Genomic DNA, 19,855 nt, shown 5'->3' on the forward strand with positions numbered 1-19,855 from the left:
TGTGAGCCGTGAGCAACGACCGGTGGCGCGATGAACTGCGGGAGCGGTTCGACGAGCCCATCGAGCGGGCCACCGCGATCACGCGGCGGACGCTCGCCTGGTTCCCCATCCGCGTGTGGCGGCAGTTCCTGCAGCACAACGGATTCCTGCTGTCCGCCGCCATCAGCTATCAGTCGCTGTTCGCGATCTTCGCCGTGCTGTATACGGCGTTCGCGATCGTCGGCGTGTGGCTCGGCGGCAGTCAGCCCGCGATCGACGCCCTGATCTCGATCGTCAACTCCTACATCCCGGGCATCATCGGCGAGGCGCCGGGGCAGGGGCTGGTCACACGCGCCGATGTCGCGGCGATCGCGCAGCAGTCCGCGAGCGTCCTGGCCATCACCGGTGCCGTGGCGTTCCTCGTCGCGCTGTGGACCGCGATCGGCTTCGTCACCTTCACGCGCCGCGCGGTGCGCGACATCTTCGGCCTGCCGTTCGACTCCCGCAACTACGTGCTGCTGAAGGCGCGCGACTTCGTCGCCGCGGCGCTGTTCGGGCTCGCCCTGGTGCTCGGCGCCGCCCTCTCGTGGATCGCCGGCGGCGCCGTGGAGCTGATCTTCGACCTGCTGGGGCTCGAGGGCTCGTCGGGCTGGGTGTGGATCGTCAGCCGCATCGCCTCGATCCTCGTCGCCTTCGCGCTGAACACGGCCGCCCTCGCCGGCCTCATCCGCTTCCTCACCGGCACATCGCTGCAGTGGCGGCTGATCCTGCCCGGCGCCGCCCTCGGCGGCGGCGCGATGATCGTGCTGCAGTTCGGTGCCGGCCTCCTGCTGTACTACTCGCCGTCCAATCCACTGCTGGCGACATTCTCCGTCGTCATCGGGTTCCTGCTGTGGTTCCGCCTCGTGGGGATCGTGATCCTCGTCGCCGCCTCGTGGGTCGCGTTGACCGCGACGGATGCCGACGTCCCGATCATCGAGCAGAGCGAGGACGACCGCCGGCGCGCCGAGTATCAGGCGCTGCTGCTGGCGGCGCAGGTGCGGCTGCGCGACGCCCGCGACGCACGCGCCCATGCCGCCTGGTGGCAGGCGTGGACGGCGCGGGCAGACGTACGGCGCGCCGAGGACGAGCTCGCCCGAGTCCAGGCGTCCGCCCCTCCTCCGCCGCCGCGGCGGGGACTTCTGGACTGACACCGGGTACCGTGTCGGCGGGGCTGGCTAGGGTGGTCGGGTGCCTTCTGGAACCCCCCGCCGCCTTCGCATCGCCTCCGTCAACGTCAACGGCATCCGCGCCGCCGTCCGCAAGGGCATGGGCGAGTGGCTGGATGCATCGGCGGTCGATGTCCTCACGCTGCAGGAGGTGCGCGGCGAGTCCGCACACCTCGCCGACGCGCTGCCCGGCTGGCATGTCGTGAACGACGAAGCGCTCGCCAAAGGCCGCGCCGGCGTCGCGATCGCGGCGCGCGAGCCGATCGACATCTGGCGGATCGAGCTCGGCGACGACACGCTCGACTCGCGCGGGCGCTGGGTCGAGGCCGACCTCGACGTCGAGGGGGTTCCGGTCACGGTCGTCAGCGCCTACGTGTTCACCGGCGAGGCCGACACCGACAAGCAGGTCGCCAAGTACGCGTTCCTCGACGCAATGGAAGCGCGGATGCCGCAGCTCGGCCCGCTGGCCGTGATCACGGGCGACCTCAATGTCGGGCACCGCGAACTCGACATCCGCAACTGGAAGGGCAACGTGAAGAAGGCCGGGTTCCTCCCCCGCGAGCGTGCCTACTTCGACCGGTTCACCGGGCCGGCGGGCACCGAGGTCACCTGCGTCGACGGCACCCGCGGCACGGGGCTCGGCTGGGTGGATGTCGGGCGGCGCTGGGCGGGTGAGGTCGACGGACCGTACTCGTGGTGGTCCAACCGCGGCAAGGCGTTCGACACCGACACCGGCTGGCGCATCGACTACCACCTCGCGACCCCGTCGATGGCCGAGCGCGTCGTGGACTACCGGGTCGTGCGGGCACCGTCGTGGGACACCCGCTGGAGCGATCACGCGCCCGTGGTGGCCGACTACGCGTTCTGACCCGGCATCCGGTCGTTGAGCGAGCGCAGCACCCGGTCGTTGAGCGAGCGCAGCACCCGGTCGTTGAGCGAGCGCAGCGAGACGAAACGCCCGGCATCCGGTCAATAGACTTGAGGGATGACCAGGCCCCGCCTCTACTCCGGAATGCAGCCCTCCGCCGACTCCCTCCAGGTCGGCAACTACATCGGTGCTCTGCTCCAGTGGCGTGACCTGCAAGAGGCGTACGAGGCGTTCTTCTCCGTGGTCGACCTGCACGCGCTGACGCAGCCGAACGACCCGGCGGAGTTGCGCGAGAAGACCCGCCGCACCGCGGCGCAGTACATCGCGGCCGGGATCGAGCCGTCCAAGTCCACGCTCTATGTCCAGTCGCACGTGCGCGCGCACGCCGAGCTCGCGTGGGTCCTGTCGACGATCACCGGGTTCGGCGAGGCCGGCCGCATGACGCAGTTCAAGGACAAGTCCGCCCGGTACGGCGCCGACGCGACGAACGTGGGCCTGTTCACCTACCCGGTGCTCATGGCCGCCGACATCTTGCTGTACCAGACCGACATCGTGCCGGTCGGCGACGACCAGAAGCAGCACGTCGAGCTGACCCGCGACCTCGCCGAGCGGTTCAACTCGCGCTACGGCACCGCGTTCACCGTGCCGATGCCGGTCATCCAGAAGGAGACTGCGCGGATCTACGACCTGCAGAACCCGACGGCGAAGATGAGCAAGTCCGCCGAGTCGGACGCCGGTGTGCTGTGGTTGCTGGATGACCCTGCCGTCTCGGCGAAGAAGATCATGCGCGCTGTCACCGACAGCGAGGGCGCGGTGCGCTACGACCGCGAGAACAAGCCCGGGGTGTCGAACCTGCTGGTGATCTACGCGGCGCTGACGGGGCGGCAGATCCCGGCCATCGAGGACGAGTACGCCGGACGTGGCTACGGCGACTTCAAGAAGGGGCTCGCCGAGGTCGTCGTGAACGAGTTCGGCCCCGTGCGTCAGCGCGCGCTCGAGCTGCTGGATGACCCGGCCGAACTCGACCGGGTGCTCGCGGCCAACGCCGACCGCGCCGCCGAGGTCGCCGACGCGACGCTCGCCGACGTGTACGACCGGGTCGGGCTGCTGCGCCGCAGCTGAGCCCGGGGATCCCGGTTCGGGCTGCCCGCCCCGACCGGTGGGGAGCTGTCCGCGGGCGTAACTCAGTCTCCTTCGGCCGCACCTGCGCGCCTACCCGCGACTTTCCGCCAGGCGACCGCGCGCTGCGCGCGGCGCAGACTGAGTTACGCCCGTCAGCGGCGCCATCTCGGCGAGTGCATGAGCGTGCGCAGAGTGGCGAAGACCTCATCCTCGTCGTAGAGGGTGTCCTCGGCCGCGAGCCGCAGCACGCAGTAGCCGAGCTTCGCCAGCGCGCGGTCTCTGCGGTAGTCCTTCAGCTGCTGCGTCCAGCTGCCGTGGTGGAGCCTGCTGTCGCACTCGATGACGAGCCAGCCATCGACCAGCAGGTCGACGTATCCGACCCCCGCGAAGAAGACCTGGAGGTCGACATCGCAGCCGAGCCTCGCAAGCATCAGTCGCACCAGGGTCTCGGGACCCGACTGCGCGCGCTCATCGACGAGCTCCCGCAGCACGGCGAAGCGCTGCGGGAGCGCGGCGAATACCTCCGCCAACTGTTCCCGCGCAATGACCCGCTTCTGCACGGCACTGTCGAGCGTCGCGATCGCGTGCCGCGGCTGCTGGCACCGCACGGCCTGCACGAGGGCGTCGATGACGGCCACCGTTCCTCGCCCCGGCTCTGCGATGAACCGATGCCAATGGAGCACGAGACGCTTCCGCCCCGCGCGGCCGGGCAGAGGGCGACGCCGAGACTCGGCCGACCGCATCCGGCTGTCGCCGCGCTCCATGTGCACGTGAAGACCGGTGTCCTCGAACACGAAGACGCCGAGCACCGCGAGCAGCGACAGGCAGCCGAGGCGTCCGCCGACACGTACTGCCTGGATGAGGGACGGCGGCGCGTCCCGACTCAAATAGTTGTCGCGCCGTGCGCGCACCAGCTCGCCCTGCTGTACAGCGGCTGCCAGCGCCCGCTTCGTCATCCCCGTGGCGAGCAGTTCTGCCCGCGTCCATATGTCCCACATGGCTCGACACTCACCGGTCCGCGTGCGTCGCGGATGGCGGCCGGGCCGAATTGTGGACAGCTCGCGAAATCTCCCGATTGGGTGACGTCCCGCTGGTTGGTGGAGTTTCTCGACACCGTGCGGGTCAGCTTCTGTGATTATGCCGCAGCGAGTTCGGGGATCGCGACCTCCTCTGCTTCGACTTGCAGGAGCTTCATGGAGTGTTCGCTGAAGTAGCGGCGGTCGGCGCCGTCCCATTCGTCGTGTTGCTCGATGAGGACGTGCCCGGCCAGGCGCAGTAGCGCGGCGGGGTTGGGGAAGGTTCCGACGACGTCGGTGCGGCGTTTGATCTCCTTGTTGACGCGTTCGAGCGGGTTCGTGGACCAGATCTGCCGCCAGTGCTGCTGCGGGAATCCGCAGAACGCGAGGATGTCGTTCTTGGCGTCCTCGAGCATGTCCGCGACCTTCGGATGCGACCTGGCGAGCATGCGGACGACCTCGTGGAACTGCGCGAACACGTGCTCCGTGTCCGGCTGCGCGAAGATCGTGCGGATGATCGACGCGACCATCGGGCCAGCCGTCTTCGGGACGTTGGCGAGCACGTTCCGCATGAAATGCACTCGGCAGCGTTGCCAGGCGGAGCCGACGAACACGGTCTCGATCGCTGCGATCAGCCCGGTGTGCGCGTCGCTGATCACGAGCTTCACCCCGTCCAGCCCACGCGCCTTCAACGAGCGCAGGAACGTGGTCCAGAACGGCTGCGACTCGGTGTCTCCGACCTCGAAGCCGAGCACCTCCCGCCGCCCGTCGGCCGCGACTCCCACGGCAACGACGACCGCCTGCGAGACCACCCGCCGGCCGACCCGGGCCTTGCAATAGGTCGCGTCGAGGAACACGTACGGGTAGGCGCTGTCGGCGAGGGGCCGGTCCCGGAACGCCGCGACGTCCTCGTCGAGGTTGCCGCAGATCCGCGACACCTCCGACTTGGAGATGCCGGTGTCCGCGCCCAGCGCCTTGACGAGGTCGTCGACCTTGCGGGTCGAGACGCCGTGGACGTAGGCCTCCATCACGACCGCGAACAACGCCTGATCGACCCTCCGGCGGCGTTCCAGCAGCGACGGGAAGAAGGACCCGGCCCGCAGCTTCGGGATCCGCAGCTCCAGATCCCCGGCTGTCGTCGACAGGGTGCGGGGCCTGGAGCCGTTGCGGACCGCGACGCGGCCCTCGGTGCGCTCATACGGGGCGGCGCCGATGAACGCCGCCGCTTCCGCGTCGATCAGCTCCTGATAGAGCGTCTCGGTCGCGACTCGGATCCGGTCGGTGACATCGGTGAGTTTCAGTTCCCCGAGGAGCTCGAGGAGGGCAGACTGGTTAAGAGCCATCGTGCGTTTGTGTCTTCCTGTGAGTGACTTTGATCGGTACTCACTGACCATCGCACGATGGCTCACCAACGTCTACGACGCCGACGACCCTGCCGGAAAACCCACCACCCCAGGGGACGTCACCCCCGATTGTGGAGGAGGCGGCGACGCGTCGTGGGGCAGTCGCCGCGGGCGCAACTCAGTCCGCCCGCGCTGCCCCCACCGCACAGACGGCGTCACAGCGCGGCGCGCCCGCGGTGGGGAGCGCAGGGAGACTGAGTTAGGCACACGGGCGCACGCACAGGCGTTGCGCACAGGCGCGGGCACCGGGAGGCGCAGGGACAGGGGCGGCGCGGCGTGGGGCGGCCTCGCCCGCGGGCATAACTCAGTCCGCCCGCGCTGCCCTCACCGCAGAGTCCGCGCCACGGCGCGGTGCGCCCGCTCTGCGGAGCGCAGGGAGACTGAGTTAGGCACACGGGCACAGCACAGGCGTTGCGCACAGGCAGGCACGGGGCGGGGGCGAAGGGCACAGGCGCGGGCACGGGGCGGGGGCGAAGGGCACGGGCACGGGCAGGGGCACGGGCAGGGGGCGAAGGGCAGGGGCGGATAGGGTCGGGGGATGGAACCGGTGACCCTGCGGACCGCGCGGCTGGAGCTCTCGCCGCCGCGCGACAGCGACGTCGAGGCGATCTTCGAGGCCTGCCAGGATGAGCTGATCCAGCGCTTCACGACGGTGCCGTCACCGTACGAGAAGTCGCACGCCGAGGGGTTCGTCGCGAAAGCCGCCGAATGGTGGGATGCCGGGACGGAAACCACCTGGGCGGTGCGCCACGACGGGACGCTCGCGGGGATGATCGGGCTTCACGGTCTCGGCAAGGGCTCCGGAGAGCTCGGGTACTGGATGGCGCCGGCGGCGCGCGGGCGGGGGCTCGTCGGGGAGGCGGCTCGCGCCGTGATCGACTGGGGCTTCTCCCCCGAGGGGCTCGGCCTGGCGCGCGTCGAGTGGCGCGCGGTGGTCGGCAATCCCGCGTCGCATCGCGTGGCGCAGCGGTTGGGCTTCCGGTACGAGGGTCGGCTGCGGTCCGCGCTGGTCAACGGCGCCGGCGCCCGCGCCGACGGCCTCGTCGCCGGGCTGCTCGCCGACGACGACCGCACTCCGCAGCCGTGGCCGGATCCCGCCACCCCCTGACGCGCTGTCGGAGCCCCGTGACAGGATGAGGGCATGCCCGAGATGCCGGAGGTGCAGGGGCTCGTCGACTTCCTCGCGGGGCGGGCGGCGGGCCTGGAGATCACGAAGGTCACCGTCGCCAGCATCGCCGTCCTGAAGACCTACGACCCGCCGATCGACGCGCTCACCGGCACCACCGGGGTCGGCGCGAGTCGGCGCGGCAAGTTCGTCGACCTGGCGACGTCGAGCCAGGGGGCGGATGCCGGCATCCACCTCGTCTTCCACCTCGCCAAGGCCGGCTGGCTGCGCTGGTACGACCAGCTTCCCGCCACGGTCATCCGCCCGGGCAAGACGCCGATCGCGCTGCGTGTCGGCTTCGGCGACGGCTCCGGATTCGACCTCACCGAGGCCGGGACGAAGAAGTCTCTGGCCTGCTACGCCGTGCGCGACCCGCAGGACGTGCCCGGCATCGCCCGGCTCGGCCCCGATCCGCTCGATCCGACCTTCACCCGCGACCAGTTCGCGCAGCTGCTCGCCGGCCGCCGCACGCAGATCAAGGGCGTCCTGCGCGACCAATCGATCATCGCGGGGATCGGCAACGCCTACTCCGACGAGATCCTGCATGCGGCGCGGATGTCGCCGTACGCGCTGGCGGCGAGTCTCGACGATGGCGAGGTGACCCACCTCTACGACGCCATGCGGGCGACGCTCACGGATGCCGTGGCCGCGGCATCTGGCAAGCCTCCGGCAGACCTCAAGGACGCCAAACGCCGCGGCATGGCGGTGCACGGCCGGCGCGGGCAGGCCTGCCCGGTGTGCGGGGACGAGGTGCGCAGCGTCTTCTTCGCCGACAATTCGCTGGAGTACTGCCCGACATGTCAGACCGGCGGGAAGCTCCTCGCCGACCGGCGGCTGAGCCGCCTGTTGAAGTAGCTGCGCGCCCGGTTCCCGAGGGCGGGCTGGTCTCGGTACGCCTCCGCTGGCGCTCCGGCTACTCGACCACCGGAGGCGGATCCTCGGTGCCCATGAGGATGCGGGCGTCGTCATCCACCCAGTCGATCGACTTGCCGACCGCCTTCTTCCACTGCCGATAGCGGCGAGTGCGCTCGTCGGCGCCCATGCGGGGCTCGAAGCGCACATCCTCCTGCCAGTGCCCGCGCAGCTCGTCCAGCCCCGACCAGAGTCCGACGGCGAGTCCCGCCGCATACGCCGCGCCGAGCGCCGTCGTCTCGACGACCTTCGGCCGCACGACGGGGATCCCGAGGATGTCGGCCTGGAACTGCATGAGCAGGTCGTTGCGCGTCATGCCGCCGTCTACGCGCAGTTCGGTCAGGGGGCGCCCGGCGTCGGCGACGACGGCCTCGATGACGTCCCGGCTCTGGAAGGCCGTCGCCTCCAGCGCGGAGCGGGCGATGTGCGCCTTCGTCACGTAGCGCGTGAGCCCCACGAGGGTGCCGCGCGCCTCGGGCCGCCAGTACGGCGCGAACAGTCCGGAGAAGGCGGGCACGAAGTAGGCGCCGCCGTTGTCGTCGACGGATGCCGCGAGTTCCTCGACCTCTTCCGAGGAGCCGATGATGCCGAGGTTGTCGCGCAGCCACTGGATGAGCGAGCCGGTGACGGCGATCGAGCCCTCCAGGGCGTACCGGGGCGGCTCGTCGCCGCAGCGATAGGCGACGGTGGTGATGAGTCCGGCGCGCGAGCGGACGATCTCGGTGCCGGTGCCGACCAGCAGGAAGTTGCCGGTGCCGTAGGTGTTCTTCGACTCCCCCGCGTCGAACGCGGTCTGACCGAACGTCGCCGCCTGCTGGTCACCGAGGATCCCCGCGATCGGCACGCCCGCCAGCGCCGCCGGCTCGCGCACCTCGCCGAACACCTCGGAGGAGGAGCGGATCTCCGGCAGCATCGCCCGCGGGATGTTCCACACCTCGAGCAGCTCGTCGGCCCAGTCGAGGGTCCGCAGGTCCATCAGCAGAGTGCGGCTGGCGTTGGTGACGTCGGTGATGTGGATGCCGCCGTCCGCCCCGCCGGTCAGATTCCAGACGACCCAGGTGTCGGGGGTGCCGAACAGCAGCTCGCCCTGTGCGGCCCGCTCGCGGGCACCCTCGACGTTGTCGAGGATCCAGGCGATCTTCGACGCCGAGAAGTAGGTGGCCAGCGGCAGACCGGTCTGTTCGGCGAAGGCGTCGACGCCGCGCTGCGCGATGAGACGGTCGATGCGCGGCTGGGTGCGGGTGTCCTGCCAGACCAGGGCGTTGTGCACCGGCTCCCCGGTGCGACGGTCCCAGACGATCACGGTCTCACGCTGGTTGGTGACGCCCACCGCGGCGATGGCCGCGGCATCCTGACCCGACGATTCCAGCGCCGCCTCGAGGACGTGCCGCGTGTTCTGCCAGATCTCGGCGGCGTCGTGCTCGACCCGGCCGGCACGGGGGAAGATCTGCTGGTGCTCCTGCTGGGCGGAGCCGACGCTCGCACCGGTGCGGTCGAACACGATCGCCCGGGTGGACGTGGTCCCCTGATCGAGCGCGATCACATGGTCTGGCACGTCGTCTCCTCCTCGAGCTGCCTGCCTCTCACGCTACCGCGCCGGGCTCGGCGCGCCCGCGTCGGCGGGCGCGGTCGCGGGACCGGACGCGGGGTCGGCCGCGTGCACGGCGGCCAGGGCCTGGTCGACCTCGGCGGCCTGGGCACCGGCATCCCACCCGAGCACGGGGGCGATCACCTCGGCGACCTCGACGGCCGCCTCGCGGGTCGCCGCCCCGAGGAACGCGATCGCGGTGCGGCGCAGGAGAACGTCGGCCAGGTGCACGACGAGCTCGGTGGCGGCGAGGTGGCGCAGCTCGTCGCGGCTGTAGCTCGGCACGGTGCGCAGCGGCGTGTCGTCGTCGCCGATCGCGGCGATGACCTCGGCGGCTCCCGTGCCGTAGCGGTCGAGCAGCACGGCGGCACGGTCGAACCCGACCCGATCGGCGTGCGCGGCGACCCACTGCCGTCGCGCTCGCTCGGAGGTCGGGAAGCCCGCACCGCCGCCGATCGGCAGCCCCTTCGTGCTGCGCAGGCGCGGGCGCGCCAGCAACTCCAGGACGCGGTCGGTGAGGTGCGCCGCCGACGCGCGGAACGTCGTCCACTTGCCCCCGACGAGGCTCAGCACGGTGGGCGCGTCGGCGCCGGGCAGCCGCTCGGCCTCGATGCGATAGTCGCGCGAGACGAATCCGGGGGCGAGGTCGCCGTGGCCCGGCAGCGGGCGCACGCCCGCGAAGCGGTAGACGATCTGCGAACGGTCGACGGCGATGCCCGGGAAGACGTGCGCGATGAGCTCGAAGAAGTAGTCGATCTCGGCCTCGGTGCACACGATGGGCTCGCGCATGTCGTGCTCGAGGTCGGTGGTGCCCACGAGCACGCGGCCCTTCAGCGGATAGATGAGCACGATGCGGCCGTCGGAGTGTTCGAAGAACAGCTCACACCCGCCGGTGGCCGCCAGCAGCTCCTCGTGCTCGAGCACGATGTGCGATCCCTTCGTGCCGCCCATGTAGTGGGTCGGGTCGCCGAGGGCGAGGTTGGTGAGGTCGGTCCACGGCCCGGAGGCATTGACGACGACGGATGCCGTGAACGCGAACTCCTCGCCGGTGACGCCGTCGCGCAGCGTCACCTTGCCCCCGTCCGCGCCGACGGCCTCGGTGTAGTTGGCGGCGCGGGCGCGGTCGCCGCCGGCGGCGAGGCCGTCGCGGAGGACGTCGAGCGCCAGACGCTCCGGGTCGCGCAGGGAGGCGTCCCAGTACGTCGCGGTGTACCGCACGCCCGGGTTCAGCTGCGGCAGCTGCTCGAGCGACCTCTTGCGACCGTGGAACGCGTGGCGCGGCACCGTGCCCTTGCCGAGCAGTCCGCCGCCGCGGGAGAAGGAGTCGTAGATCACGAGGCCGATCTTGATGAGCGCGGCGCCGCGCTCGCGGTGCTGTCCCGCACTGTGACGCAGGAAGCGCAACGGCGCCGAGAGCACGCCCGAGAACGTCGAGTAGATCGGGATCGTCGTCTGCAGCGGGCGGACGTAGTGCGGCGCGGTCTTCAGCAGGGCGTTGCGCTCGGTCACCGCTTCGTGCACGAGCCGGAACTCGCCGTTCTCCAGGTAGCGGATGCCGCCGTGGATCATGTGGCTCGACGCCGCCGATGCCCCACTGACGAAATCGCCCCGCTCGACGAGGGCGACATCGACGCCCTGCAGCGCCAGGTCGCGCAGCGTCGCGAGCCCGTTGATGCCGCCGCCGATGATCAGCACGTCCGCGTAGGGGCGCTCCGCGAGGGTCTGGGTCGTTCGGCGTGCAGTGTCGGTCATGATGCTCTCCCGACTCCAGGCTAGGCGCCCGCAGGTGCGCGAAGCGCAAAAGGCTCTCCATCCGCGCGATTCGGGATCATTCACGCGTCTCGTGCGGACCCGGGCGTCACGGAATGAAACCGGCTCGGGCGCGTTGAGTAGGATCGTGAGCAGAAACGTGCTCCGGGGTCGGTGAGAATCCGAACCGGCGGTGACAGTCCGCGAGCCTGAGACCTTGGTCGAGGGTTGATCCGGTGGAAATCCGGAACCGACGGTGATGCGACGTTCCTCCCCAGGGAGGCGCGCGCTAGTCCGGATGGGAGGCAGCACACGACGACGTCCCGCGATGGGCGCCGCCGGTGAATTCTCCCGCGCATCCGCGCCCCCGGAGCCTCGACGGAGGACGACCCGATGGCCGCGACAGATCGCGAAGCGCAGGCGATGCGCCAGGCGCTGCTCCTCGCCCGTCGCGGCCCCCGCGGAGTCAATCCGCAGGTCGGCGCCGTCCTGCTGTCCCCCACCGGCGAGACCCTGGCCGAGGGCTGGCACCGCGGCGCCGGCACGGCGCACGCCGAGGTCGACGCGCTGACCCGGCTGGCCGAGGAGAAGGGGGCGGATGCCGCGGTCGGCGCGACCGCCGTGGTCACCCTCGAGCCATGCAACCACACGGGGCGCACGGGGCCGTGCAGCGAAGCGCTCATCGCCGCCGGCGTCGCGCGCGTCGTCTACGCCGTCGCCGATCCCGGCGCTCTGTCGGCGGGTGGCGCGGAGCGCTTGCGCAGCGCTGGCGTCGACGTCGTTGGCGGTGTCCTCGCTGCGGAGGGCGAGGAGCTGCTCGACTCGTGGCTCACCGTCCAGCGCCTCGGGCGCCCGCACGTCACCGTCAAGTGGGCGCAGTCACTCGACGGGCGCGCCGCGGCATCCGACGGCACCAGCCAGTGGATCACCGGACCGGACGCACGCGCCGACGTGCACCGCCGTCGCAGCGACGCCGACGCGATCGTCGTGGGCACCGGGACCCTCCTCGCCGACGACCCAGCGCTGACCGCGCGCCGGCCGGACGGGACGCTCTACGAGCACCAGCCGCGCCCGGTCGTCATCGGCACGCGGGCGACGCCGCAGGAAGCGCGGATCCGACGGCATCCGCTGCCGTTCCTGCAGGACGAGGGCGATGACCTGCCCGATCTGCTCGACCGACTGCGGGAGCTCGGCGCCCACCGCGTGTTCGTCGAAGGCGGACCGACCCTGGCGTCGTCGTTCGTCCGCGCCGGCCTCGCCGACGAACTGCTCGTCTACCTCGCGCCGACCCTGCTCGGCGGCCCGCGCCTGGCGACCGGCGACCTCGGCGTCGCGACGATCACCGACCAGCGGCGCCTGACCATCACCACGATCGAGCGACTGGGCGAGGATCTCCTCGTCGTCGCCACCCCGGAAGGGACACCCTGACATGTTCACCGGAATCATCGAAGAACGCGGCACCGTCACCGCCGTCGCGCCCTCGGGCGACGGGGTCCGCCTCACCGTGCAGGGACCGCTCGTCGTCTCCGACGCGCACCAGGGCGACTCGATCGCCGTCAGCGGCGTGTGCCTCACCGTCGTCGACCAGGGCGAGGACTGGTTCACCGCCGACGTCATGCGCCAGTCGCTGGACATGTCGACGCTCGGCGCGCTGACGCCGGGATCCCCGGTCAACCTCGAACGCGCCGTCGCGACGCACACCCGGCTCGGCGGCCACATCGTGCAGGGGCACGTCGACGGCACCGGCGAGGTGCTCGAGGTGCGGCCCGGTGCGCAGTGGCAGGTGATCCGGTTCCGGATGCCGCGTGAGCTTGCTCCCCTCGTCGTGGACAAGGGCTCGATCACGGTCGAGGGCGTCTCCCTCACCGTCAGCGCGGTGTCCGCCGCCGACGAGGCCGACCCGTGGTTCGAGGTGTCGCTCATCCCCGAGACCCTCCAGGTCACGACCCTCGGCGCCCGCACGGTCGGCGACCGCGTGAACCTCGAGACCGACATCCTCGCGCGCCACGTGCAGCGACTGCTCGCCTTCACCGCCCCGCAGACCCCCACCACCGAAGGAGGCTCCCGATGAGCCTTTCCACCATCCCCGACGCCCTCGACGCACTGCGCGCCGGGCGGCCCGTCATCGTCGCGGACGATGAGAACCGAGAGAACGAGGGCGACATCATCCTGTCCGCCGAGCTCGCGACGCCCGAGTGGCTCGCGTGGACCATCCGCTGGTCCAGCGGATTCCTGTGCGCGCCCATGCCCGCCGAATGGGCCGATCGGCTCGACCTGCCGCCGATGGTCGCCGTCAACGAGGACTCCCGCGGCACCGCGTACACCGTGAGTGTGGATGCCGCCGACCGCGTCTCCACGGGCATCAGCGCCGCCGACCGGTCGCACACCCTGAACGTGCTGGCCGACCCGGCATCCACCCCCTCCTCGGTCATCCGACCGGGACACATCCTGCCGCTCCGCGCCGTCGACGGCGGCGTGCGCGAGCGCGCCGGGCACACCGAGGCGGGCGTCGAGCTCATGAAGCTCGCGGGCCTGCAGCCGGTCGCCGCGATCGGCGAGGTCGTCGCGGAAGACGGCTCGATGATGCGGATGCCGGGGCTGCTCGAGATGGGCGAGCGCGAGGGCATCCCGGTCATCACGATCGAGCAGCTCATCGCGCACCTGGACGGTCAGGCCCCCGCGGCGGCGACCTCCGAGCACGCGCCGCGCCGCCGCGTGAGCCTGCGCGCCGAGGCGCAGGTGCCGACCTCGCACGGCACCTTCCGGTTCCTCGCGTACAAGGACCGCGTGACCGGCACCGACCACATCGCCGTCGTCTCGGGCGATCTCACCGAGGAGGCGCCGCTCGTGCGGGTGCACTCGGAGTGCCTCACCGGCGAGGCCTTCGGGTCGCTCAAGTGCGAGTGCGGTCCGCAGCTGGACGCCGCGCTGGACGCCATCGAGCAGGACGGCGGCGTCGTCGTCTACATGCGCGGGCACGAGGGCCGCGGCATCGGGCTCATCAACAAGCTGCGGGCCTACAGCCTGCAGGAGCGGGGCCTGGACACCGTCGACGCGAACCTGGCCCTGGGCCTCCCGGCGGATGCCCGCGACTACGCGGCGGCGGCCGGCATCCTCGCCGACCTCGGCGTCGACAAGCTGCGCCTGCTCACCAACAACACCGACAAGGTCGCCCAGCTGCGATCGCTCGGCCTCGACATCGTCGAGCAGGTGCCGCTGCTGGTCGGCGTCGGCGCGAACAACCACCAGTACCTGGCCACCAAGCGCGACCGCATGGGCCACATCATCGGCGCCGACGAACTCGAGGAAGCCCTCGCCCACAGCACCCACCCGGAGGAGCACGCATGAGCGGCCACGGAGCCCCCCAGACCGAGCCGATCGACGCCGCCGGCCTGCAGGTCGTCGTCGTCGCGGGCTCGTGGCACGACGTGATCACCGACGGCCTCATCGCCGGCGCGCAGCGCGTGCTCGACGCCTCCGGCGCTTCGTGGCGGCTCGAGCGCGTGCCGGGGTCGTTCGAGCTGCCCGTCGCCGCGAAGGCGGCGCTGGATGCCGGCGCCGACGCCGTCGTGGCCCTCGGTGTCATCATCCGCGGCGGCACGCCGCACTTCGAGTTCGTCTCCTCCGCCGCCACCGATGGCCTCACCCGGGTGGCTCTCGACACCGGCAAGCCGGTCGGCTTCGGCGTGCTGACCCTCGACGACGAGCAGCAGGGCCTCGACCGCGCCGGGCTCGCCGGCTCGAAGGAGGACAAGGGCGCCGAGGCCGCCGACGCGGCCCTGCGCACCGCCCTGCTCCTTCGCCGCCTGCGCGCCTGACCCCGTCACGGCGTCCGCCGCCCGACCGGCCCCCGCCTGCGCGCCTGACCCCGTACGGCGGCCGGCCGGGCCCACAGCGAGACACGGATCGTGCACCGAGACCACGGCGGTGCACCCGTGTCTCGGTGCACAGACCGCGTCTCGGCATCCGCCACCGCCGTCTCGCCGTCTCGGTCACCATCAGGTAGGCTGAAGGCATGGAGATCCTGCGCCACGCCGTCCTGCTCGTCCACCTCGTCGGATTCGCGATCCTGTTCGGGGCGTGGGTCGTCGAAGCCGTCGGCCAGCGGCGCATCACGCGTCTGCAGACGCTGGGCATGGTCATCGCCGCCGTCGCGGGCCTCGCGCTGGCCGCGCCGTGGGGGATCTCGTACGACCTGAACTACACCAAGATCGGTGTGAAGCTCGTCGTGCTGCTCATCATCGGCGCCCTGCTCGGCATCGGCTCGGCACGTCAGCGCAAGAGCGGCACGGTGGCTCCCGCGATCTTCTGGCTCATCGGCATCCTGACCCTGCTGAACGCGGCACTCGCGGTGCTGTGGCGCTGAACAGCGCCACCCCGGCGCCGCAACCGCGCCACCCCGGCGCCGCTCATCGCCACCCCGGCGTCACCCCGACGCCGCCGGCGCCCCCGTCGCGGGCGTAGAGTAGACGGTTGTGCGCCGGGACACCGCCGGCGCCCCCGGTGCCCCCACAGCCGTGGCGCCCGTCGCACAACCCCTGCCCCGGACGCCGCCCACCGGCGCGTCCCACGAGGACCCTCGACGATTCATCGACAGGCAGCCCCTCCCCCTATGTCCACAGCATCCGCGGCTCCCACCGCCCCCGCCAACCCCCGCTCGCGCGTCATCACCGCGAGCCTCATCGGCACGACGATCGAGTTCTACGACTTCTACGTCTACGCGACCGCCGCTGTCCTCGTCTTCCCCGTCCTGTTCTTCCCGACCGGCAACGACACCACGTCGCTGCTGTCGTCGTTCGCCGTCTTCGGCGCCGCGATGGTCGCCCGCCCGATCGGCGCCGTCATCTTCGGCCACTTCGGTGACCGCTTCGGTCGCAAGGCGACCCTCGTCGGGTCATTGCTCACGATGGGCGTCGCGACCTTCCTCATCGGCTGCCTCCCGACCTTCCACGACATCGGCTGGTGGGCGGCGCTGCTGCTGTTGATCCTGCGCCTGTTCCAGGGCTTCGCCCTCGGCGGGGAGTGGTCGGGCGCGGCGCTCGTGGCCACCGAGAACGCCCCGAAGGGCAAGCGCGCCTGGTACGGCACGTTCCCGCAGCTGGGCGCCCCGATCGGCTTCATCATCGCCAACACGGTGTTCCTCGTGATCTACTTCGCGCTGCCGCACCCGGACGGCGCGGGCCTGCAGTCCGAGGCCTTCCTCGCGTGGGGATGGCGCGTGCCGTTCCTCTTCTCGGCCGTCATGGTCATCGTCGGTCTGTGGGTGCGGCTGAAGCTCGTCGAGTCGGAGACCTTCTCGGCCGCCGAGAAGAAGGGCGCGCTGCGCCGCTTCCCGCTGGGCGAGGTCATCCGCAGCAACTGGAAGAACCTCATCCTCGGCACGTTCATCATGCTGGCGACGTACGTGCTGTTCTACCTCATGACGAGCTTCACCCTCGCGTACGGCACGAAGGCGGCGGATGCCCCCGTGCCCGGCCTCGGGTTCGGCTACACCGACTTCGTCATCATGCAGATCGTCGGCGTCGTGTTCTTCGGCATCTTCACGCTGCTCTCGGGCCCCGTCGCCGACTCCGTCGGACGCCGGAAGCTGCTCATCTGGATCACGGTCGGCATCGGTGTGTTCGGCCTGCTGTTCAACGTGTTCCTGCTGCCGCAGGCCGACCCGAAGTTCACCGGCGCGCTCACGCAGGCGTTCCTCGTGTTCGGCTTCATGCTCATGGGCGCGACGTTCGGCCCGATGGGGGCGCTCCTGCCGGAGCTCTTCCCGACGAACGTCCGCTACACCGGCTCGGCCGTCTCGTACAACGTGTCGTCGATCCTCGGCGCAGCGCTCGCGCCCATCGTCGCGACGGCGCTGTGGGCTGCCGCCGGCGGATCGCCGTGGCTCGTCGGCGTCTACCTCACCGGCTCGGCGGTCCTCACGCTCATCGCGCTGTGGCTGTCGAAGGAGACGAAGGACGTCGACTACGACACCAACATCGGGCTCGGCGAGACCGCCTCGCTGTAATCACCGAGAACGACGGATGCCGCGGGGCGCTGCTCCGCGGCATCCGTCGTTCTGCGGGGTCAGTCCAGGAACAGCGCCCGCAGCCGCTTGGTCGTGAAGACGAGGCCGACCGCGATCATGACGACGTAGTAGAGGACGTGCCAGAGCATGCCCGCAGAGAGAATGCCGGTGGTGAGCCCGCGGATGAGCTCGACGCCATGCCAGAGCGGGAGCGCCATCACGATCTGCTGCACCCAGCCGGGGTAGACCGAGATCGGGTAGAACGTCGCCGAGAAGAGGAACATCGGGAGCATGACGAAGTTGATCCAGTCCATCTGCTGGAACGTCTTCATGTAGCTCGTGATCGCCATCCCGAGGCTCGCGAACCCGAAGGCGATCAGGACGACCGCGGGAAGGGCCAGCAGCGCCGTCCACGACAGATTCAGCCCGATCAGCTGCATGACGATCATGAAGCCGGTGGCGTAGGCGAGGCCGCGCAGCAGCGCGTAGAGGATCTCGCCGAGGGCGACGTCGAGCGGACCGAGCGAGGTCGACAGCATCCCCTCGTAGAGCTTGCCGTAGTTCAGCTTGAAGAAGACGTTCCACGTCGAGTCGTAGATCGCGCCGTTCATCGCCGAGACCGCCAGCAGCGCCGGCGCGATGAACGCGGCGTAGGGCACCGTCACGCCCTGCGTGACCTGCACGTCGCCGATGAAGGCGCCGAGCCCGATGCCCATCGACAGCAGGAAGAACACCGGCTCGAAGAAGCCCGACAGCACGACCACCCAGCTCGACGAGCGCGCCGCGATGAGGCCGCGCTGCACGACGGCGCCGGGATTGCCCGCCCACAGCGCGCGGACGCCGCCGCGGCGCGCGACCGTCGGCGTCTCGGCCTCCGGTCGCGGTCCCTGAGCCTGTCGAACGGTCATCGCGCGAGCCTCTCGCTGAAGACGCGCCGGCCCCACAGGTAGCCGACCGCGGAGAGGACGACGAGGTACGCGAGGTGCACGGCGATCATCGCGGGCGGGATCTGCGCCCCGTAGGTGGCGACCCGGCCGAGTTCGGCGCCGTGCCACAGCGGGGAGATCCAGCCGATCCACTGCAGCCACCATGGCAGGGTGTCGAGCGGATAGAACGTGCCGGAGAAGAGGAACATCGGCATGAAGATGAACCGCTGCACGAGCGCGAACTGCCCCTTGTCGTCCTCGATCGACCCGGCGTAGGCCATCAGCGGGATGCCGAACGCCACGCCCGCGAGCACGCCGGCGAAGATCGCGAGCCACCCGGTCTCGGGATGCGGGACCGCGCCGAACGGCAGCAGCCACACGATGAGGTAGTACGCCGCGGAGGCGAGGAGCATGCGCGCCGTCGCGCCGGCGATGACGCCGTTGGCGATCTGCGGGCTCGACAGCGGCGACGCGTTGAAGCCGTAGAAGTAGCGGCGCCACTTGAAGCCCGCCATGACCGGGTAGGTCATCTCCTCGCTCGCGACCGAGATCGTCGCTGTCGCGAGGAGCGCCGGCGCGACGAACATGAGGTAGCTGACCTCCTGCCCGTGATCGACGATCGGAACCGTGATGAGGGCCGCGAGGCCCACCGCGAGGCCCAGCAGGTAGAGGATCGGCTGCCCGACCGCGCCCACGATGATGGTCCACCCGTAGGCGCGCATGGCCCGCACCATGTGCTCGGTGACGTACCAGCTGCCGCGGCGGCGGGGCTTGCGTCCCCACGCCATCGCCTCGGCGCGCAGCTCGTCGAGGGTGGGGTGGGTCCCGGCATCCGCTCCCTGATCGCCCGGTCCCTGAGCCTGTCGAAGGGTCATTCGATCAGCGACCGTCCGGTCAGGCGCAGGAAGACGTCCTCGAGCGACGAGCGCCGCACGAGCGAGGTGATCGGCTCGAGCCCCGCGGCCGTGATGCGCTCGAGCGCCGTCTCGCCGTCGTGCGTGTAGATGAGGATGCGGTCGGGCAGCACCTCGAGGCGATCGCCGATGCCCTGCAGGCGCTCGGCGACCTGCGCGTTGCGGTCGGAGCCGAAGCGCACCTCGAGCACCTCACGGCTGGAATGCTCGCGGATGAGGGATGCCGGGGTGCCCTCGGCCATGATGCGGCCCTTGTCGACGACGATGAGCCGGTCGCACAGCTGCTCGGCCTCGTCCATGTAATGCGTCGTGAGGACGAGGGTCGTGCCGCGCTCCTTGAGGCGGAACAGCCGATCCCACAGCACGTGGCGCGCCTGCGGATCGAGACCGGTCGTGGGCTCATCGAGGAGCAGGATGCGCGGATCGTTGATGAGGCCCCGCGCGATCGTCAGACGCCGTTTCATGCCGCCGGAGAGCTGGTCGACCTTGCTCGTCGCCTTGTCCTCGAGCTGGGCGAAGGCGAGGAGCTCGTCGGCCTTGCGGTGGCAGACCTTGCCGGGGAGGCCGAAGTACCGACCGTAGATGTAGAGGTTCTCGCGGGCGTTGAGCTCTCCGTCGAGGTTGTCCTGCTGCGGCACGACGCCGAGGCGCGAGCGGATCTCGGGGCCGTACCGGTCAGGATCGAGGCCGAGGATCTGCAGGTCGCCGCCGCTGCGGGTCGACACCGCGCCGATCATCTTCATGGTCGTGGACTTGCCGGCGCCGTTCGGGCCGAGGAGGCCGAACGACTCGCCCGGCGCGACCTCGAAGCTCAGCCCGTCGACAGCCACGAAGTCAGGCTTGCCCTTGACCTTGTACGTCTTCACGAGGCTCTGGGCGGCGATCACAGGAGCGGGCACCGGTTCACACTAGCGCGGGGCAGGGACATCGGCACCCCGGGCATCCGCGGACCGTCCCCCCACTTCTGCGGAGATCTGCCGTTCTTCGGAGGCCAGGGC

At 70.7% G+C, this 19,855-nt stretch carries 18 protein-coding genes and 1 riboswitch; of the genes, 11 read left to right on the forward strand and 7 right to left on the reverse strand.

Translation table 11 applies throughout. The annotated features are described in order from the left end of the window. Positions 1-8: 8 nt before the first annotated feature. From JOD60_RS15315 to trpS, 3 genes are all read left to right on the forward strand, one after another. Entirely contained in the window at positions 9-1,169 is a 1,161-nt protein-coding gene (locus JOD60_RS15315; RefSeq protein ID WP_076691469.1) for a YihY/virulence factor BrkB family protein, read from the forward strand. Positions 1,170-1,209: 40 nt separating this feature from the next. Further along, entirely contained in the window at positions 1,210-2,055 is an 846-nt protein-coding gene (locus JOD60_RS15320; RefSeq protein WP_076691470.1) for an exodeoxyribonuclease III, read from the forward strand. Positions 2,056-2,172: 117 nt separating this feature from the next. Further along, positions 2,173-3,177, forward strand: a complete 1,005-nt coding sequence (gene trpS, locus JOD60_RS15325) for a tryptophan--tRNA ligase (protein ID WP_076691471.1) — start codon at positions 2,173-2,175, stop codon at positions 3,175-3,177. A 152-nt stretch (positions 3,178-3,329) separates the two neighbouring features. Here the strand turns inward: trpS and JOD60_RS15330 are convergent, their stop codons facing one another. Next, positions 3,330-4,175, reverse strand: a complete 846-nt coding sequence (locus tag JOD60_RS15330; RefSeq protein ID WP_076691472.1) for an endonuclease domain-containing protein — start codon at positions 4,173-4,175, stop codon at positions 3,330-3,332. A gap of 137 nt (positions 4,176-4,312) precedes the next feature. Further along, positions 4,313-5,536 (reverse strand): IS256 family transposase, encoded by a 1,224-nt coding sequence (locus JOD60_RS15335; RefSeq protein ID WP_076688550.1) that lies wholly within the window; start codon positions 5,534-5,536, stop codon positions 4,313-4,315. Between the two features lie 598 nt (positions 5,537-6,134). On the opposite strand from JOD60_RS15335, the gene JOD60_RS15340 reads away from it, so the two are divergent. Beyond that, a complete protein-coding gene (locus JOD60_RS15340; protein ID WP_076691473.1) occupies positions 6,135-6,704 on the forward strand; it encodes a GNAT family N-acetyltransferase in 570 nt (189 codons plus the stop codon). A gap of 33 nt (positions 6,705-6,737) precedes the next feature. After that, positions 6,738-7,616 carry an Fpg/Nei family DNA glycosylase gene (locus JOD60_RS15345; protein WP_076691474.1) on the forward strand — a complete coding sequence of 293 codons (879 nt, stop codon included), beginning with the start codon at positions 6,738-6,740 and terminating at the stop codon, positions 7,614-7,616. 58 nt (positions 7,617-7,674) lie between these two features. On the opposite strand, the gene glpK is transcribed toward JOD60_RS15345, so the two are convergent. Further along, a complete protein-coding gene (gene glpK / locus JOD60_RS15350) occupies positions 7,675-9,228 on the reverse strand; it encodes a glycerol kinase GlpK (protein ID WP_076691475.1) in 1,554 nt (517 codons plus the stop codon). Positions 9,229-9,261: 33 nt separating this feature from the next. Continuing rightward, positions 9,262-11,013: a glycerol-3-phosphate dehydrogenase/oxidase gene (locus tag JOD60_RS15355; protein WP_076691476.1), complete on the reverse strand. Its 1,752-nt coding sequence runs from the start codon at positions 11,011-11,013 to the stop codon at positions 9,262-9,264. A 155-nt stretch (positions 11,014-11,168) separates the two neighbouring features. Further along, positions 11,169-11,324, forward strand: a riboswitch (FMN riboswitch). 79 nt (positions 11,325-11,403) lie between these two features. On the opposite strand from JOD60_RS15355, the gene ribD reads away from it, so the two are divergent. From ribD to JOD60_RS15385, 6 genes are all read left to right on the forward strand, one after another. After that, the gene (ribD, locus tag JOD60_RS15360) at positions 11,404-12,438 is read left to right on the forward strand and encodes a bifunctional diaminohydroxyphosphoribosylaminopyrimidine deaminase/5-amino-6-(5-phosphoribosylamino)uracil reductase RibD (RefSeq protein ID WP_076691477.1); all 1,035 of its coding nucleotides are present in this window, start codon (positions 11,404-11,406) and stop codon (positions 12,436-12,438) included. 1 nt (position 12,439) lies between these two features. Beyond that, a complete protein-coding gene (locus tag JOD60_RS15365) occupies positions 12,440-13,081 on the forward strand; it encodes a riboflavin synthase (RefSeq protein WP_076691478.1) in 642 nt (213 codons plus the stop codon). After that, positions 13,078-14,358, forward strand: a complete 1,281-nt coding sequence (locus JOD60_RS15370) for a bifunctional 3,4-dihydroxy-2-butanone-4-phosphate synthase/GTP cyclohydrolase II (protein ID WP_076691479.1) — start codon at positions 13,078-13,080, stop codon at positions 14,356-14,358. Before JOD60_RS15365 ends, JOD60_RS15370 begins: the two co-directional genes overlap by 4 nt. Further along, complete coding sequence (gene ribH, locus JOD60_RS15375; protein WP_076691480.1) at positions 14,355-14,828, forward strand: 6,7-dimethyl-8-ribityllumazine synthase; 474 nt, start codon at positions 14,355-14,357, stop codon at positions 14,826-14,828. The genes JOD60_RS15370 and ribH overlap by 4 nt, the downstream gene beginning before the upstream one ends. A 197-nt stretch (positions 14,829-15,025) precedes the next feature. Further along, positions 15,026-15,376 carry a Fe-S protein gene (locus tag JOD60_RS15380; RefSeq protein ID WP_076691481.1) on the forward strand — a complete coding sequence of 117 codons (351 nt, stop codon included), beginning with the start codon at positions 15,026-15,028 and terminating at the stop codon, positions 15,374-15,376. Between the two features lie 246 nt (positions 15,377-15,622). Beyond that, a complete protein-coding gene (locus tag JOD60_RS15385; protein WP_076691482.1) occupies positions 15,623-17,017 on the forward strand; it encodes an MFS transporter in 1,395 nt (464 codons plus the stop codon). Positions 17,018-17,076: 59 nt separating this feature from the next. Here JOD60_RS15385 and JOD60_RS15390 read toward each other — a convergent pair whose 3' ends face one another. From JOD60_RS15390 to JOD60_RS15400, 3 genes are read right to left on the reverse strand one after another with little or no spacing between them, the layout of a single operon-like run. After that, complete coding sequence (locus tag JOD60_RS15390) at positions 17,077-17,925, reverse strand: ABC transporter permease (RefSeq protein WP_076691483.1); 849 nt, start codon at positions 17,923-17,925, stop codon at positions 17,077-17,079. Next, complete coding sequence (locus tag JOD60_RS15395; protein WP_076691484.1) at positions 17,922-18,818, reverse strand: ABC transporter permease; 897 nt, start codon at positions 18,816-18,818, stop codon at positions 17,922-17,924. Before JOD60_RS15395 ends, JOD60_RS15390 begins: the two co-directional genes overlap by 4 nt. Next, a complete protein-coding gene (locus JOD60_RS15400) occupies positions 18,815-19,756 on the reverse strand; it encodes an ABC transporter ATP-binding protein (protein WP_076691485.1) in 942 nt (313 codons plus the stop codon). Before JOD60_RS15400 ends, JOD60_RS15395 begins: the two co-directional genes overlap by 4 nt. Positions 19,757-19,855 lie beyond the last annotated feature (99 nt).

It is taken from the genome of Microbacterium aurum, from assembly GCF_016907815.1.
Lineage (GTDB): Bacteria > Actinomycetota > Actinomycetes > Actinomycetales > Microbacteriaceae > Microbacterium > Microbacterium aurum.

Bases quoted from the DNA above. Each gene is read 5' to 3' on its own strand.
- trpS (WP_076691471.1), top strand. From the start codon at position 2,173: ATGACCAGGCCCCGCCTCTACTCCGGAATGCAGCCCTCCGCCGACTCC.
- JOD60_RS15330 (WP_076691472.1), bottom strand. From the start codon at position 4,175: ATGTGGGACATATGGACGCGGGCAGAACTGCTCGCCACGGGGATGACG.
- JOD60_RS15335 (WP_076688550.1), bottom strand. From the start codon at position 5,536: ATGGCTCTTAACCAGTCTGCCCTCCTCGAGCTCCTCGGGGAACTGAAA.
- JOD60_RS15340 (WP_076691473.1), top strand. From the start codon at position 6,135: ATGGAACCGGTGACCCTGCGGACCGCGCGGCTGGAGCTCTCGCCGCCG.
- JOD60_RS15345 (WP_076691474.1), top strand. From the start codon at position 6,738: ATGCCCGAGATGCCGGAGGTGCAGGGGCTCGTCGACTTCCTCGCGGGG.
- JOD60_RS15355 (WP_076691476.1), bottom strand. From the start codon at position 11,013: ATGACCGACACTGCACGCCGAACGACCCAGACCCTCGCGGAGCGCCCC.
- ribD (WP_076691477.1), top strand. From the start codon at position 11,404: ATGGCCGCGACAGATCGCGAAGCGCAGGCGATGCGCCAGGCGCTGCTC.
- JOD60_RS15365 (WP_076691478.1), top strand. From the start codon at position 12,440: ATGTTCACCGGAATCATCGAAGAACGCGGCACCGTCACCGCCGTCGCG.
- JOD60_RS15370 (WP_076691479.1), top strand. From the start codon at position 13,078: ATGAGCCTTTCCACCATCCCCGACGCCCTCGACGCACTGCGCGCCGGG.
- ribH (WP_076691480.1), top strand. From the start codon at position 14,355: ATGAGCGGCCACGGAGCCCCCCAGACCGAGCCGATCGACGCCGCCGGC.
- JOD60_RS15380 (WP_076691481.1), top strand. From the start codon at position 15,026: ATGGAGATCCTGCGCCACGCCGTCCTGCTCGTCCACCTCGTCGGATTC.
- JOD60_RS15385 (WP_076691482.1), top strand. From the start codon at position 15,623: ATGTCCACAGCATCCGCGGCTCCCACCGCCCCCGCCAACCCCCGCTCG.
- JOD60_RS15390 (WP_076691483.1), bottom strand. From the start codon at position 17,925: ATGACCGTTCGACAGGCTCAGGGACCGCGACCGGAGGCCGAGACGCCG.
- JOD60_RS15395 (WP_076691484.1), bottom strand. From the start codon at position 18,818: ATGACCCTTCGACAGGCTCAGGGACCGGGCGATCAGGGAGCGGATGCC.